The sequence below is a fragment of the Dyadobacter diqingensis genome (assembly GCF_024220585.1).
Lineage (GTDB): Bacteria > Bacteroidota > Bacteroidia > Cytophagales > Spirosomataceae > Dyadobacter > Dyadobacter diqingensis.
Genome location: NZ_JAMXKF010000001.1, coordinates 473886 through 489918, shown reverse-complemented (window position 1 = coordinate 489918; position 16033 = coordinate 473886). Strand labels below are relative to the sequence as shown.

The 16033-nt window shown below is 45.1% G+C and carries 12 protein-coding genes; all 12 read right to left on the bottom strand.

Translation table 11 applies throughout. From position 1 onward, the window contains the following. Positions 1–103: 103 nt before the first annotated feature. A complete protein-coding gene (locus M1L62_RS01985) occupies positions 104–1222 on the bottom strand; it encodes a FecR family protein (RefSeq protein WP_254411325.1) in 1119 nt (372 codons plus the stop codon). Between the two features lie 145 nt (positions 1223–1367). After that, positions 1368–1979, bottom strand: a complete 612-nt coding sequence (locus tag M1L62_RS01980) for an RNA polymerase sigma factor (RefSeq protein ID WP_254411324.1) — start codon at positions 1977–1979, stop codon at positions 1368–1370. A 218-nt stretch (positions 1980–2197) separates the two neighbouring features. Next, positions 2198–2653: a RidA family protein gene (locus M1L62_RS01975; RefSeq protein WP_254411323.1), complete on the bottom strand. Its 456-nt coding sequence runs from the start codon at positions 2651–2653 to the stop codon at positions 2198–2200. Between the two features lie 35 nt (positions 2654–2688). Beyond that, positions 2689–4170, bottom strand: coding sequence for a PQQ-dependent sugar dehydrogenase (locus M1L62_RS01970; protein WP_254411322.1), 1482 nt, complete (start codon positions 4168–4170; stop codon positions 2689–2691). Positions 4171–4189: 19 nt separating this feature from the next. Then, the gene (locus M1L62_RS01965; protein WP_254411321.1) at positions 4190–4630 is read right to left on the bottom strand and encodes a c-type cytochrome; all 441 of its coding nucleotides are present in this window, start codon (positions 4628–4630) and stop codon (positions 4190–4192) included. A 41-nt stretch (positions 4631–4671) separates the two neighbouring features. Beyond that, the gene (locus tag M1L62_RS01960) at positions 4672–6390 is read right to left on the bottom strand and encodes a PQQ-dependent sugar dehydrogenase (RefSeq protein ID WP_374760285.1); all 1719 of its coding nucleotides are present in this window, start codon (positions 6388–6390) and stop codon (positions 4672–4674) included. Positions 6391–6453: 63 nt separating this feature from the next. Further along, positions 6454–7005, bottom strand: a complete 552-nt coding sequence (locus M1L62_RS01955; protein WP_254411320.1) for a RidA family protein — start codon at positions 7003–7005, stop codon at positions 6454–6456. 38 nt (positions 7006–7043) lie between these two features. Further along, positions 7044–8294, bottom strand: a complete 1251-nt coding sequence (locus M1L62_RS01950) for an amidohydrolase/deacetylase family metallohydrolase (protein WP_254411319.1) — start codon at positions 8292–8294, stop codon at positions 7044–7046. A gap of 42 nt (positions 8295–8336) precedes the next feature. Then, positions 8337–9557, bottom strand: a complete 1221-nt coding sequence (locus tag M1L62_RS01945) for an aminotransferase class V-fold PLP-dependent enzyme (protein WP_254411318.1) — start codon at positions 9555–9557, stop codon at positions 8337–8339. A gap of 239 nt (positions 9558–9796) precedes the next feature. After that, positions 9797–11374, bottom strand: coding sequence for a SusD/RagB family nutrient-binding outer membrane lipoprotein (locus M1L62_RS01940; RefSeq protein WP_254411317.1), 1578 nt, complete (start codon positions 11372–11374; stop codon positions 9797–9799). Positions 11375–11385: 11 nt separating this feature from the next. After that, complete coding sequence (locus M1L62_RS01935) at positions 11386–14829, bottom strand: SusC/RagA family TonB-linked outer membrane protein (RefSeq protein ID WP_254411316.1); 3444 nt, start codon at positions 14827–14829, stop codon at positions 11386–11388. Positions 14830–14960: 131 nt separating this feature from the next. Continuing rightward, positions 14961–15998, bottom strand: coding sequence for a FecR family protein (locus tag M1L62_RS01930; RefSeq protein ID WP_254411315.1), 1038 nt, complete (start codon positions 15996–15998; stop codon positions 14961–14963). Positions 15999–16033: the final 35 nt, after the last annotated feature.

The window sequence follows — 16033 nt, the reverse complement described above, 5'->3', positions numbered from 1 at the left end:
TGTTCACTTATTACTGAAATCGGTAATGCTTTTTTAATGCCTTTCTTGTGTGTTTCTCGATGAAAATCGGCTGTATTTTGGCCTTTGTTTTAGTGATGATCAGTTATTCATTTTGATAGGAGCAGCCTTTGCTGTAAATGATAATGCTGGCGTCGAGTTGTTCATACTGTGCGTTAATGGTGCGGCAAATCAGGTCTACTTTTTCAAACAGTGGTTCGTCTGATAATGAAGCTGTCAGATAGCAATTCTTCATAATCTCTGCATCGAACAGAATTTTGACACCATATGAATTTTCAAGCGCAGCAAAAACGTCCTTAATGGGTGTGCCCTTGAAGTTAAATGATTGTTTCTGAATCGGTAAATCAAGAAGTGCCGGATCGGCAATAAGGCTTCTGGTCAACCGAAGATCTTTTGGAGAAAAAACAATTTGCTGGTTAGGGGTGAGTATCATACCTCCAAGCTTATTATCAGCCTGTTGCGTTTCCAGGTTTTCGTCTGTTAGCGCAAAAACCGAAACCTTTCCTGTTTTGACAGCAACCTTAACATCCTTATTACCTTCAAATGCGCTGATGATAAAGCTGGTTCCTAAAACTTTGGTTACCAGGTTGTTTGCGTAAACGTAGAAGGGTTGCTCAGGATTCTTGGCTACCTCAAAGAAAGCTTCGCCCGAAAGAAAAACCTCTCTTTTTTCACCTGTAAAAGATTTAGGATAGCTGATGCTGCTTTTAGGTTGCAAAAGCACCGTACTTCCGTCTTGTAAAGAAACCAGTTTTGGCTGCTCTGTATCATTGACTGCCTTTAACAGCGGTTCTTTGATCTGGCTGATGATCTGGTTGTACAAAGGATTGCTTTGTTTGGCCGGAGAATATTTGTTGGTCAGCCACCATCCAAGCCCCAGAATTACGAGAATAGACGCGGCAGCGCGGTACCATTCCGGACGGAATATCAATCGTTTTGCAGACGATGTTTCTGTTTTTTGATCCAAAGAAATCGACAGACGATCTATTTCATCACGAACCTCGTCATCGCTTACGTCGTCAAATGCCTGGAATACGGTGTCCAGCAAGTGGCTGGCCTTATCGATCACATCTTGTTTGTCAGGATTTTCAGATAACCAGTTTGTCCAGAAATTGCCTGCATCCGCATCATTGGATAATTTCCAAAGGCGGAACGAATGGTCAACAGCTAGTTCCTCAGGTTGTATATTTCTGTAATCTTGCATCGTAAGTCAGACGGTAGTATTGCGTATTCAGATAAAGGATGCAGAAATCATTGGTCAATACTCTATTTTGTAAAATTATTTTTTGAATTTTTTTGAAAGAGAGAAATAAACTACTGATCTGCTGTGGCGGATCGGGAGGTTGAGCTTAATAAATAAGCGTATAAAGGATTAATATCCAGTGGCTTATGAAAGGTATCTGGCTTTTTAGTGTTGAAATGGCCTTGAATAATAAATTTGCAACAGATTGCCTGTTGACCTGCATTAAATCTGCGATCTGCTCATTTTCCAGACCTTCATAAAATTTCAGGAATATGGCTTCCTTCTGGCGTTTGGGAAGTTCATTGATCGCATTTTTCACCCGGCGCTGACTTTCCGAATATGCTTCACTTTCTTCAATTTCTGTTTCTATCGTTTGGTTATCCGTTATTTCTTCAATTTCGTCAATCCCTAAAAACGGGCGCTTGTTGCGTCGGAATTCCTGTAAAAGCTGATTCCGGAGCGATTTGAGAAAATAAATGGTAACAAACTGGATATTGATTGTCTGGCGTTTTTCCCAGATATGTATCAAAAGCTCCTGAATTGCGTCTTTGATATATTCGCGGTCGCTGGTGAAACTGGTTGCGTAATTGAAAAGCGTACGGTAAAGTTTGTCGGCAAGATGGCAGAAAGCAACACTGTCTCCGGCTTTTGATTGCTGCCAGAGATCCAGAAGAATTTCATTTTCTAAAAGGATGCGTTGCTTTTTATCCAAGAACATTAATCAATAAGTTATTGTAAAATAACAGTCAAATTATTGAAATATGAAATTTATGGCATAAAAAATATTATTTACCAGAATATAATATTGCCTATTTATAAAATTTCAAAATATGGTAAAATTTATGACTGAAAATTTTTGAAATAACAATCCCACCGAATCGCCTAAATAACAGAAATTCAGTGGGATGACTTTTTTGTAAATCTTAACCGGAGTGGTTAGATGTAGGCGATACAGTCAATTTCAACCAAAGAATTGCCTGGTACGCCTCCATAAACTGCAACCGTCGTGCGAACCGGCGGTTTAGCTCCGAATCGTCCTTTATATGCCTCATTCATAGCTTTGTAGTCGTTCAGGTCGTGAAGGAAAACGCTGCATTTTAAAACTTTGCTCATGGAAGAACCTGCCGCGATCAGTTCTTTTTCAAGTTCGTCCAGAACGTGTTTGGTATGGGCTGTGATATCACCTTCAAAGTGGGCGCCTTTTCCGGCAATGAACACCATGTTGTTGAATTTGGTATGGCCTGAGAACAAAGGGACATCCTGCACCGTTGTGATATTTCCAACTTCTTTTTCGGGCGCGCTTTCGGCTGCGTTGGCAACCGTTCCCAAACCTGCTACACCGGCGATGGAGGTGAATAATTTTTTAAGGATTGATCTTCTTTCCGTTTTCATCTTCTTATGGATTAAGTTTTGTTAAGGATATGATTTTATGCGCGCTTCATTTTTTTCAATGCTTTGGCGTCGCCCGGCAATGTAATTTTCCAAAGTGTACCACCCGATTTTGTACCGCCCTGTTTACCTCCGTATTCAATGATGTACATGTCGTTGCCGATCAGTACAGCATCAGTTGGGCTTGTGAAGTTATCGACTATCCGGGTTGTTTTAACTTTGTAATTGTCTGCTTTTTTATCATAAATCATGTGTAAATGAAGCAGATCTTTACCTTGTTTTCTGAGCGGATTCGGGTTGGCAGAGCCAGTCCGCCCGCCTCCGGCATAACGCATGACAAAGCCGTCGCCTTTAAATTCTTTTGAAAGTACTTCATCCTTGTCAAAAATTAAAGCCAAAGGAGAGGAGTGAGCGTTAAAAGTGCCAACGGTAACGCCCGTGGTATCGCCATCCATCACAACACCGGTTTTACGATCGCGGTATTCATTGGCATCAGGTCCCAGATTCTGTACCGCAGGCGTAAAAGTTACGCCGGCAGGGCGTTTTGGGAATTCGGGGTCGTTGTGGAAATATTTCATTAACCACGCAAAAGCGAATTTACTCAGGAAAGGATCAGTCTCCGGATTCGGCTGCCAGTCAGGGTTTTGCTGCGGATTGTCGATGCCGCCCATTACCCACGGAAACCCGTAATGATGCCCCTGACGAACCCAGAACATATCCTCAGGGTGATCGTAATCGCCGGAGTTTGAAACAGCGAAAAGATTACCTTTTTTATCGTACGCCATGTCGTAAGCGTTACGGATTCCTTCGGCAAAAATGTACCCCTGCTCTTTTAACTTATCCGTATCATCAACGAGCAGCAGATCTTTTGAATTGATCGGGAAACTGTAAATTTTTGTTGTCAATGCCTTGTCGCGGGCATTGGGGTAAATGCCGCCATTGTCCTGCACTTCGCCGTGGTCGGTACGGGCGCCGGAGTTGACCATGATGTATTTGCCATCAGGACTTATCTCCAAAGCATTCCAGCCGTGGTCAAAAGTGGTTTTATTGGCACCGTACTCCACAGTGTTAAAAACAACACTCATTTCAGGTTTCGAATCGTCCGGTGTAATTTCGTAACGGACCATTCTTCCCTTATTTCCTTTGTTGTTATTGACATTGATATTTCCGGCCAGAAAAAGTGTGTTTTTATGGAAAGCCGCACCCTGCAAACGCGTGATTCCGTGGTCGGCGGCGGTCAGTAATTTCACACTGGTGGGCTGGCCTTCTTTATTTACAATGTGATAAACGTCTCCATCGAAACTGGTGTAGTACATATCGCCACTTACGGGATTTATAATCAGACGTACGGCTTCGGGTTCAACTTTCATATACGCTTCGACTTTAATGTCGTCGCGCAATGCGTGGGGCGTTAATGTTGGCTGGTCCCGGCCTCCCTGTGCGAAATTTGTTAGCGGTATGGATAACAGGGAAAGTGCTAAAAGTCCATTTTTAGCGATCTGGTTCATGGAATTTTTCATGGTATTAACTCGGAAAGGGTTATTCGGTTACGGATAATTTTCTCAGATAAGCAACAAGCTGCCAGCGTTGTTCGGCAGTAAAAACATCCTGAAAAGGAGGCATATTTCCTTTTCCGTTTGACATCTTCCAGAACAGTGCCCCATCGGACTGTTTTTTAACGAGTGAGTCGTGAAAATTAGCTGGTTTCTGGCCTAATGCTCCACCCGCAGCACCGTCTCCGTAACCACTTTCTCCATGGCATGAAGCGCAGTATAATCCAAAAAGTTCTTCTCCGTTGGCCAGCGTAAGCGGTTCGTCATGGTACGGACTTTTGAGTGTATCTGCCCATACCGGCGCAATCCAGCGGTCCTGCATGTGTGGATGTGCAGGTTGGTTATTGATGGTAAACGAGGACAAACCAACGACCCCGATTCCCGCAGAAATTAAAAAGCTTGCGGCTATCTTTTTGTATAAAATCATTTAACGAACTTATTATGGATTTAGGAATTGTACTTCTGTTATTATTTCAGTGCATGTCTTGCTTTTTTTATTTCGTCTGCCTCGATAGCGGCAGCATTGTTTCCAAAGCTCTGTCTTATAAAGGTCAGCACCTGCGCTATTTCCTCATCGCTCAGAAAACTGTGGGAAGGCATGATGTTGTTATAGGGAAGCCCTTTTACTTCAATGGGGCCTTCAAGTCCTTTGAGCATAATTTCCATCAGCTTTTTCTTATCGCCATTGACCCATTCAGAACCGGCCAGTGGGGGGAATCTTTGTGAATCGCCCATGCCGTTTCGCTGGTGACATGCGGCACAATAAACGCTGTAAACCTTGCCTCCGGCGACGGGCTTGTCTTTATCCAGATTGTCGTTAACCACGTCGGGTGTGCGGATATGCGACATCGATTTGCGCTTTTCCATTTGTGCCAGAGCAGTGGTTGTAAATTTGGATTTATCACCCGTGTAGGTAATCTTCCATATCTTTCCTTTTTCTGTTTCTGCGAAATAAAGTGAGCCATTCGGCCCCATAGCGATTCCCATTGGGCGGTAGGCAGCGTCACTTGTATTGACGATTGGATCTATACCCGCAAAACCGTCTGCAAAAATATCCCAGCCACCAGAGGGTTGTCCATCCTTAAACGGTACAAATCCGATGATGTAACTTGCCTGAGGGTAGGGTGCCCGGTTTGTAGAGCCGTGGAAAGAAATGAACGCGCCGTTTCGGTAACGTTCAGGGAACTGGCTGCCCTGATAAAACAACAGGTCATTGGGAGCCCAGTGTCCGGGAAAACCCAGAAGTGGTTTTTCATATTGGTCACAGTCGCCAACCATTTTTCCATCCCCGCCATATTCCGGTCCCAGGACTTTCTTTTGCTGCATCTGATCAAAGTAACAATATGGCCAGCCGACGTTGCTTCCGTCTTTAACACGGACAAATTCTTCGGCAGGCAAAACAGCACTTTGCCATGGCGTGTAAAGTCCTGCCCATAACCGCAGCAGATCATCCCGGCCGTGCTGGACAAGGTACAGGTTATCGTCTGATTTATTCCAGTCAATAGCCACCACACTCCGGATTCCGGTGGCAAATTTATATCCGTCTTTTTGGGTCTGGTTTAATTTATTGGCATCAAAACGCCATACGCCGCCGTGGTCTTCCAGAAACGGACATGGCGTCATTCCTTTGGAATTGGGTTTTCTGAACAGCTCTTCGCAGGCGTTGGAAGGGGCACCGAAAGGAACATACATGTTGCCTTTACTGTCAAAAGCAAGCGGTTTGGCGATGTGCTCGTGCATGCCATGGGCGTGGTCATCGGTTAAGATAACTTCCTGTTCGCTTTGCGGAACGAGCTCGCCGGGCGTAAGTTTATACCGGTATACGACAAGTTCGGAGCTGAAATACAGATAACCGTTGTGAATCCGCATACCGGTTCCGTAACCGCGCTCTTTGGCAGATCCGCCGAACCTTTTGATGATGTCAGCCCGCCCGTCGTGATTGGTGTCGCGCAGGGCGATCACGGATTCATCCTTTTCCGCAAATCTTGCTTTTACGTAAATATCGCCGTTGTCGTTGACGGCGATGTGACGGGCCCGGCCGGGAAGGCTGTCCACAACCACAGTTGCTTCAAAGCCTTCCGGTAGAAAAAGACCGCCGTTTTTGGCGTTGACTACTTCCGGATCGGGACGGGTAACAAATCCGGCAAAAAAAATAACGATTAGCGAGGAAGCCAGTTTCAAGTTCACGATCGACGGGTTTAGGGGTGCCGAATGGAATTAAGAATTTTGATTAAGAGGGTACTGTTTTTGTTATTTCAGCTCGACGATCATTTCGATTTCGACGGGGATATTGCCAGGTAAAGAGCCCATGCCCACGGCTGAGCGTGCATGTTTGCCGTTCTCCCCGAAAATTTCCACCAACAGATCAGAACAGCCGTTGATAACCATCGGATGCTGACTGAAATCCGGGGTGGAATTAACCATACCCAGCAGTTTTACGATTCTTTTTACTTTGTTTAAATCACCGCCTAGAAAACCTTTCAAGGTCGATATCAATGAAATACCGGTCAGACGAGCTGCTTCTTTTCCCTGTTCCAGGGTCAGTTCAGTCCCCACTTTTCCGATCATTTGTCCGCCTTCCGGTTTGTCGGGTCCGTGGCCGGATAGGTACACCAGATTGCCAACCTGAACAGCCTTTACATAATTGGCGATCGGGGCGACGGGTTTGATCAGTCGGATGTTTTTTTCTTTGATCCGGGCTTCGTAATCCGTCACCGTTTGCGCCTGAGACGTTAATGAAACCAGTGTGCAGCAAAGTGTCAAAACCGGAACCAGAAGAAATGAATTGTAAGTCTTTTTCATGCAGATTTTTGTTAAATGCTTTAAGATGAATGATTTGCTTATTTCGCGGCCGTTGGTAGCGCGATACCGTTTAAGTCATAAACGATCTTGCCGCCTTTTATGGTCATTTCACATTCCAGTTTTTGTTTGCCTTCCATTTTATAACCTGTTTTGTCATAAAAGCCGAAATTCCCTTCCCGCATCGAAAAAACAGCGACATCGGCGATGGCATTTTCGGATATATGCCCGAGGTTTTCCCGTTTGATAACCTGCGCCGGCGCCCAGGTACTTTCCCTGATAACCGTTGGAAGATCAATACCCATCACCAGAAATTTTGACATGATGCTCAGCATGTCTTTCATGGAGCCGTTCATGCTTCCGGTGTGTAAATCGGTGCTTATGGTATTGGGGTAAAATCCGCTTTTAATCGCCGGAATTGCCTGAGAATAATTAAAGCTGGCGCCTCCGTAACCCACATCGAAAATGATTCCCTTTTTACGGGCGTCAAGTGCAAATGGCTTCACCTTCTGCGTTTTTTCATCGACGATCGTCTCCCGCGTATTGCCATCAAGCAGGGTATAGGCATGTGTGAAAATATCTCCCGGACGAAGGTATTTCATAAATAAAGTTTCAAGAGAAAGGGGAGGATTGTTGCCTCCAAAGTCGATCATCACGGGCATATTGGCCAGTTTTCCTGCTTCAACCACACGTTTTATCGGTGTCCAGTCGGGTCCGATAAAGTGTGCTACCTTAAAGCCAACGATATCGTTTTTGTTTTTGATCGCAACGGCTGCCGCCATCTGCGGATCCATATCACTTGTATCCTGTTCGTAGTTGCCGCCACGCATTCCTTGTCCGACAATATTAAGAAAGGAAAGTACCCGCGTTTTTGAGCTCAGGATCACGTTCTTTTTAAATTCAGGAAAAGATTCCCAGCCCGCGCCACCGGCATCGACGATGGTTGTGACACCAACCCGGAACGTGAATCCGTCGGGTGGCAGCGCCAGCAGACCATTACTCAGATAATGGTCTGGCTGGGTGCCGAAAAAAACATGGCCGTGGATGTCAATGAGACCTGGCGTTACGTACATCCCCTTCGCATTCACTACCTGTTTGGCTTCTTTTGGGTCAATATCCTTTGCAATCGTTTTAACTTTCCCCTCAAAAATACCCACATCCATAAGTTGGTTAAGGTTATTTTTAGGGTCAATTACTGTTCCGCCCTTGATCAGCAAGGTGTAGGTCTGAGCACTTGCAAGGAAGCTGTTCAGGCATAACAGGCAACAGATTAGAAAGGACTTGCACTTCATTTTTAAAAATTGGGTTTAGGAATAATATCTTTGATCGCTGTTTTAAACAGCCGCTTTTGACAATTCTTCTTTTAGCCGGTTTGCCACGATTTTCTCCTCGCCGGGTTTAAGCATCCAGGTGGTGATCGTTAGCGTGTTATTTTCACCAGGCATGATTTCAATCGACGGATTTCCATTGCGAAGATTTTCCTGCAACATTTTAACCGGCAGATTCACCTTGGTCGCGTCCCATGAAATCCGCAGGGTGGGGGTATGGTTTCCAAGCTCCGGAGCGAAAGTTTCAACATTGACACCTTTAACGCTTTTTGCTGCGTTGGCGATCAGCGCAGCGCGGTCTTCCCACATTTTCCACTCCTTTTTGTGGTCCATCTTAACGAAGTTGTCAAGGGCCACATACATGCCCAGAATTTCTTCCTTATTTACTTTCATGCCTCGCCCGATGGTTGAACCACGTGGCGGCATGCTCAATCTTGCTGCTTCGATCAGATGTTTTTTGCCCATCAAAATTCCGGCACTTTGCGGGCCGCGCATTGCTTTTCCACCCGAAACACAAACCAGATCAAAACCAAGGTCATTAAATCTCCACAGGTTTTCAACCGGCGGAACATCGGCAGCCATGTCGATCATGGTTGGGATACCGTGCTTTTTGGCCACTTCAAGCCATTTTTCGTGCATAATTTTTCCTTTGTCGGATTGAATATGCAGAAACCACATCAAGGCCGTTTTTTCATTAATCGCCTTTTCCAGCTCTTCCAGTGTTTCGATTTCCACCATCTTAACACCCGCGTTGGTCAAAGCGTGAGAATAGCCGATGCTATGGCCTTTCTGAATGATCACTTCTGATTTCATTCCTGTACCTTCCAGATGCGGAAGAGCTTCTACTTTCTTTTGGTCCATGCCGGTTAAAACGCCTGCAAGTCCCAACGTTAATGCAGAAAAGCAACCCGCTGTAACAACGGCTGCTTCTGCGTGTGTAAGTGCGGCAATTTTCTCTCCGACTTTTGTCTGAACTTCGTCCAGAATCATAAATTCCTTAGCTGCTCCCTGAATCACCTCAACTACTTCGTCCTGCATCAGAGAACCCGTCATAAACGTGTAGGTACCCGCGGCATTCACAAATGTGCGGATGCCCAGTTCCTTTGCCAGATTCCGGGCCGGAAGCTTGGCCGTGAATCCAATAGATTCGATATTTCCTTGTCCCAAAAATCCACCCAAAAGAGGGAAAGTGGATAAATGCTTAATTAAATCTCTACGGTTTATCATAATGTAACAGGACTGAATAAAAGTGATAAGGGGGTGTCAAAACGCGTTTGACGGATGAACAGAGAAAGGATGCAGGAAATATGCGAAAATACTCTTTTTGCTGGTAATTAATTTTTTTGATTGTAAAAATTGCGCAAATAATATTTTGTTTATGCTGTTTTTGGTGATTTTTTATATTGGTTTAATGCTTTTAAAAATTGCCTTCCGGCGAGTGGTTCCGGAAGGCAGTTTTTAAACGGTTAATCTATATCCCACCAGATTGGGGATGCAGCACTATCTTTTCCGTTCAAATGTGCGGCTACTGCTGCTTTGACGGCATCACCGCTTGAATTGGTAACTGCCGACGGATACGTCAGACGTTTGATGAAAGTGCCCAGTGGCAGATCAGGGTTTTTACTAATTGCTACCGGATAAAGTTTTGGATAACCGGTTCTGCGGAATTCAGACCAGGCTTCTGTTCCTTCAGGATAAAGGGCAATCCATTTCTGAGTGATGATCCGTTCCAGTTTTGTTTCAAAATCCGCTGTATCATCCCATTTAACCGTGATCTTGGTTAATGCAGGCGAGTTATTGGCTGTGTTTTTAGGATCTACGAAGCTGATCTGAGTGGTTGTTCCTAACAGGTAAGCTTCGGCACCTGATGCACCATTGGCTTTGAAGGAAGCTTTTACGCCATCCTCATAAAATGCCTGCGCAGTACCGCCCATGTTCCAGCCTCTCAGCGCGCCTTCGGCTTTAAGGAAATAACTTTCAGCAACATCAACCTGTTTTACGGGGGAAGTGGTCGTTACGTTAGGCAAAGAGAACGACTGATATCTTGTCTTTTCCGGTCTTTCCGATCCTGCCCGGATGCCTTTTATCTTTCCTGCCGCTGCTGCGTCGGTAGCGGGCAGTGCATAGATGGGTAACCGCGGATCAGCAAAACCTGAAAGGAAAGTTTCGATTGTCGCCGACAGACGCGTATCCGACCATGCATTGGCCATGGTGTAATACGGATTTGTGGTCGTTGGTGTTACTGAAAAGCCGACGGTTTCAAGCAATCCGCCATTTTCAGCAGCCACGGCTTTTTCTGCCTGGGTTTTGGCAAGCTCTGGTTTGACCTTTGAAATACGTATTGCCAGACGAAGTTTGATGGTATTGGCCAGTTTGATCCAGTTGGTGTATTCGCCTCCCAGTGAGGATTTATCCCATTTGGCAAAACGGGTCTTGTCGGCATTAGGATTGGCAGCCTCGGCAGCTTTTAAAGCTACAATGGCTTTGTCCAGATCAGCGAAAAATGCAGTATATGCCTCTTCTTCCGAATCAAAAGTTACCTGAGCCGCTGTTCCGTATTTTGTATAAGGGTAAGGGCCAAAAGTATCTACGAGGCGGTGCGCAGCCGTGACCTTTATAATCAGAGCGATGGCGTATAAATCGGGATATTTGGTTTCATACCCTTTTTTCCACATTTGAAGCCACTGATCCATTACATTTTGCGTGGAAGTGTTCCATGCGGTGTTATTCCAGCCATCCACCATGAAATAAGTGGTCGTGTTTTCATTGTTCAGGAAAGGCGTAGGTGTTTCCAGATAACCAGCGTAGGATTCAGCCTGGAGGTTCTGCTGGGTTTGTACGCCGGTGGTAGTGGATACAATACGGTTCATCATCAGGGGAAGAAGAATCCCTCCCTCGTTGGCATCCTGAACCAGCTGCTCGTCCGTTATCAGTTTTTTATCCTGATTAAGCGTTTCCATATAATCCGTACACGAGGTAGCGAAAGTCAACAGGCAACTCAGAGCCAGTATGTTGTATTTATTTTTATCTATAAATAATTTCATGTGAATATTTTTTAGAATGTGGCACGAAGGGTTACACCATAAGAACGTGTTGCCGGAATGTTGAATCCTTCAACTCCCTGCATGCTGTTAGCCGTTGTGATGCTTACTTCCGGGTCAAATGGAGCATCTTTATAGAAGAAAAACAGGTTTCTGCTGATAAATGAAATGCTGATATCCTTGATTGCCTTGGAAACTTTTGGAAACGTGTAGCCAATGGCAAGTTCTCTCAAACGTACGTTGCTGGCGCTAAACATATATTCCTCTGCGGCCGCCGCTACGTCGCCTTTACCGGAAATAAAGTTGTAATACGTTTCCGCCGGAATGGTTTTGCCATTCACATTCACACCGCCTGCGTCTCTTGCTTCACCTGATCTTTTCGATAAGCCTTTGAAGTCAAGCCATTGTTCTGTTAAAGAGGCGATTTTACCTCCGAAACGTCCGTCAACCAGGAATGAAAGGTTTACGTTTTTGTACTTAAACTGGTTATTAAAACCAATCAGGAATTTTGGGTTGGCGTTACCGAGGTACTGATCTGTTCCGCTGGAAAGCAATGGAAGCCCGGTTTGCTCATTGTATTTGATGTTGCCCTTATCGTCGCGCTGATACGTTTTTCCAAACAAATCACCATAAGATCCATACTCGCGTCCGCCGAGGTTGGCTATTCCCGGCCGTGTCAGGAATAGTTGCAACATACGCGTGTTTCCGCCGGATTGCAGTACAAACCAGTCGGATTTCAAAAGGCTGCTCAGCTCTCTGATCTGGTTGATATTTCTTGAAAAGTTAACCGATGGAGACCATGACACCCCGCCAAAGTCGGCTTTGTAAGTTACCACTGCTTCCAGTCCTTTGTTGCGGATCGTTCCTCCATTGATGTAGAAATTGGATGCCCCCGCACCGGCCGGTGCCTGGATCTGGAAAACCTGATCGTAGGTCGTAGCGTTGTAATACGTAAGGTTTACACCCAGCTTATCCTTGAAGAATTTAAGCTCAGCACCGATTTCATAGGAACGGGTACGTTCTGGTTTCAGGCTTGTCGTATCCGTTCCGCTAAAAAATGGAAGGGTTGTTCTGCCGTTCACGTTTTCATCATTTCCAAGAGAATAAGGTGGTGTCCAGTTGGCAAAACCAAACGGGAGCGCATTACCTACCTCAGCATAGGAGCCTCTGATTTTTGCAAAAGACAAAACGTTGTTGTTTTTCAGGATATTCTCCGGCAATACGTATGACAAGCCGACAGAAGGGTAAAAGAATGACTGATTTACGGTAGAGGACCATTCTTTTCTTGCCGTTACATCAAGGAAAAGAGTCTCTTTATATCCCAGCGTCGCGGTTCCGAAGAATGCCTGCGTCAGCCTCTTTTGAAGACTTTCCGTTGCATTGAAAAATCCCTGTCCCGTCAGACTTTGTAAAGCATAAATGGAGAAAAAGTTCGGGAATGACAAGGTGTTGGTTGATCCGTTGTTTCCCACATTCATGTCATAAAACGTGTTTTGCGTGTTGCTGAAACCAAGTGTAGCGGAAAGGAAAAGGTCTTTCCCCAGTGTTTTTGTTCCGCTTAGCAAAAGGTCAGAATAGAGTTGGTCTGTATTGGTCAGGTTCTTTCTGTAACCGCCGTTGCTGCCCACGAGTGTCGGATCCGACGAGGCATATTGACGGTATTCAAAGGTGTCCTGAACTTTGTCGTACGTCGCTCTTCCCTGAAGATGAAGCCAGTCGGTAAGGTTCCATTTTGCCGAGAATGAATAAATCGTCCGGTTACGGAACTGATCACTTTGATTTCTGTGGGATAACCAGTACGGGTTTTGGTTGGAACTCGCTTCGTTTTTGATGTAAGGCCAGTTCTGGACATTCATCAGACGCGCCGGATCCCATTTTTCAAAATTGTTGCCGCTGTATTTAGAGAAATCGTCTCCCGTTGGGAAAAGATAAAGGCTGAAAATAGGGCTGTAATAAAACCCGGCCTGGGGGCGATTGTATACTTTTTGCTCTATATAATTTACGGATGCGTCGAGAGATAGTTTGTTTTTGAAGAGCTGTGTGGTTCCTCTCAAATTGACGTTATGTCTTTTGTAATCATTTTCAGGTACGATACCGTTGGCCTTGGTATTGGCATAAGACAAATAAAATTGCCCGATGTCATTGCCATTGGTTATCGAAAGGCTGTTTACGAAAGTCTTTCCCGTATTGAAAAAGTCTTTCAAATGTTTGTCGCTGCCGTTGGTGATTTTTGGGCCCCAGCTATCGTTAACGGCGGTATTGGCTACCCCTCCGTACCCTTGCCCGTAAGAAGTCTGTACCTGCGGCAATGCAATCGGATTTTCAAAATTGGCAGAGGAGGAGAAGTTAATGGAAGAATAACCTTTGCGCCCCTTTTTGGTTGTAACCATGATCACACCATTAGCCGCCTGACTTCCGTACAAAGCCGCCGCGGAAGCTCCTTTCAGGATGCTGATATTTTCGATATCCTCGGGGTTAAGGTTGGAAATCGCGTCACCCGCATCTCTTGTATCAAATAATGTTGTTCCCTGCGAGCTGTTGGCATTGTTCATCGGGATACCATCGATTACATAAAGAGGCTGGTTATTACCCGTGATGGACTTGTTGCCGCGGAGTAAAACCTTGGAAGAAGAACCCGGTCCGCCGGTACCTTTGGTGATTACAACACCGGCCGCTTTTCCGGCCAGAGAGTTAATCATGTTGGGATCTTTTACACGGGTCAACTCGTCACCGCCAACATTCTGCTGCGCATAGGTCACGCTTTTAGAGTCTTTTTCAATGCCAAGAGCGGTCACGATCACCTCGCCAAGCTGCTTAACATCGTCGGTCAGCACGATGTCGACGGTGGTGCGGTTGCCGACCGTTACTTCCTGGCTTGCATAACCAATCGAAGAAAAAATAAGTACGGACCCGTCATCAACTACGCTGATCGAATATTTTCCCTCCACATTGGTGCTTGTACCGGTTGTTGAGCCTTTTACCAAAACGTTGGCGCCGGGAATACCTGCTCCGTGGACATCTTTCACCGTACCGGAAACTTCCTTAGCCGCTGTTTTCACAGCAGCCTGGTTAGGAGCATTCTCTGAGGAACTGGTTTTGGAAACAGGTTTGGTATTGATAATGATGTTGTTGTTAACCTGTGTGTAACCCAGTCCGGTGCCTTCCAGAATGGTTTCCAATGCTTCTTTTACGGTTTTGTTTTCAAGAGAAACATTGATTTTCTTTTTGTTGTCAATGCGCTCGATACTGGTGATAAACTTGTAATCGCTTTTTTTCTCAATGGCCAGAAAGGCTTTTTGCAGTGTCGCATCTTTCAGATAAAGTGAAATTTTGACTTCTTCAATGCCCTGTATCGAACGGGCGAAAACGGGTTGGAGGACAAACAGCAATGCCAGCAAGAGGGCAATAGGTTTCCAGCGCCAGGCTAATGGCGGTTGTGCACGTAATGTTTTGTTCATACGTTTTTAGGTAAGAAAGGTTAAGAGATTTAGGTGATAATAAAACTTGGGTACTATAAGATTTTAGTTGAGTAAAACACTGTTACAGTGATTGCGGCTGTACCTATTTATCGTTACTTCTTATCGTGAAATCACCTGCAAAGACCTCCCCGGATCGTTACCTGCTTTCCGGTGACGGTGTAGCTGAAATGATTCGATATACTCAGAAGTTTCAGTACTTCTTCCAGGCTTGCATTTTCATTGAAGCTCGCCATCACCCTGCACCGGGCAAGCGACTGCTTCTTTAAATCTATTTCTACCTCGTAATTTGCTTCCAGTCTGGTTATTACTTCGGCATACGTATTGTTATGAAAAACCAGCTGATCTTTTCTCCATGCGCCTATACCGGATGCGCTGACGATATCTATATACGTTTCGTCTTTTTTGGTATCAATAACCAGTTCCTGCTGTGGTGTCAGCTGCGTGATCCTGATCGGATTTCCTCTGCTGATTTCTTTACTGACTTCCACTTTTCCCGTTGCCACCGAGACGGAGGCTATCTCATCGTTTTTATAGGCTCTTACATTAAAGGATGTTCCCAACACGCGTGTTGATACTTTATTGCTTTTTACGACAAATGGCTTGGCCGGGTTGGGCACAACTTCAAAAAACGCCTCGCCTTCAAGAAATACCTCCCGTTGTTTTGCGGCAAACTTGTCGGGAAATATGATTTTACTATTCTTATTTAACCACACTTTTGAGCCGTCCGGTAACGAAAAACTGAGAATCTGTTCATTACCGCTGACTTTTTGAATGTATGCGAGATTCCTGATCTCATTATCCGAGGGGCTTTTGGCGATAAAAAAGTAGCCAAAAGCAATCAGAAAAATAATACTTGCCGCGACCAGCCACGAACGTATTCTGATAAATTTTCGCTTTTGGTCTTCATCATGATATACCTGATCTTCGGCCTCTGAAATCAGCGCATTCAGTTTATTGATTCCTGTTTCGGGGTTAAATTCTTCACTTATTTCAAATGCCGACTGCTGCAACCAGGCAGTTTTTACCTGCTCAAACAAAATCCGGTTGTCAACTTCTTCAAGCCACCATTCCATCGCGAGTTTTTCGTCTTCGCTGCATTCGCCTGCTAAATACTTGGCGATTAAAGGCCATGGTGTGTGATCCGACATGAAATTTTTTGCTTTCTAATGTTAAGACAAATAAA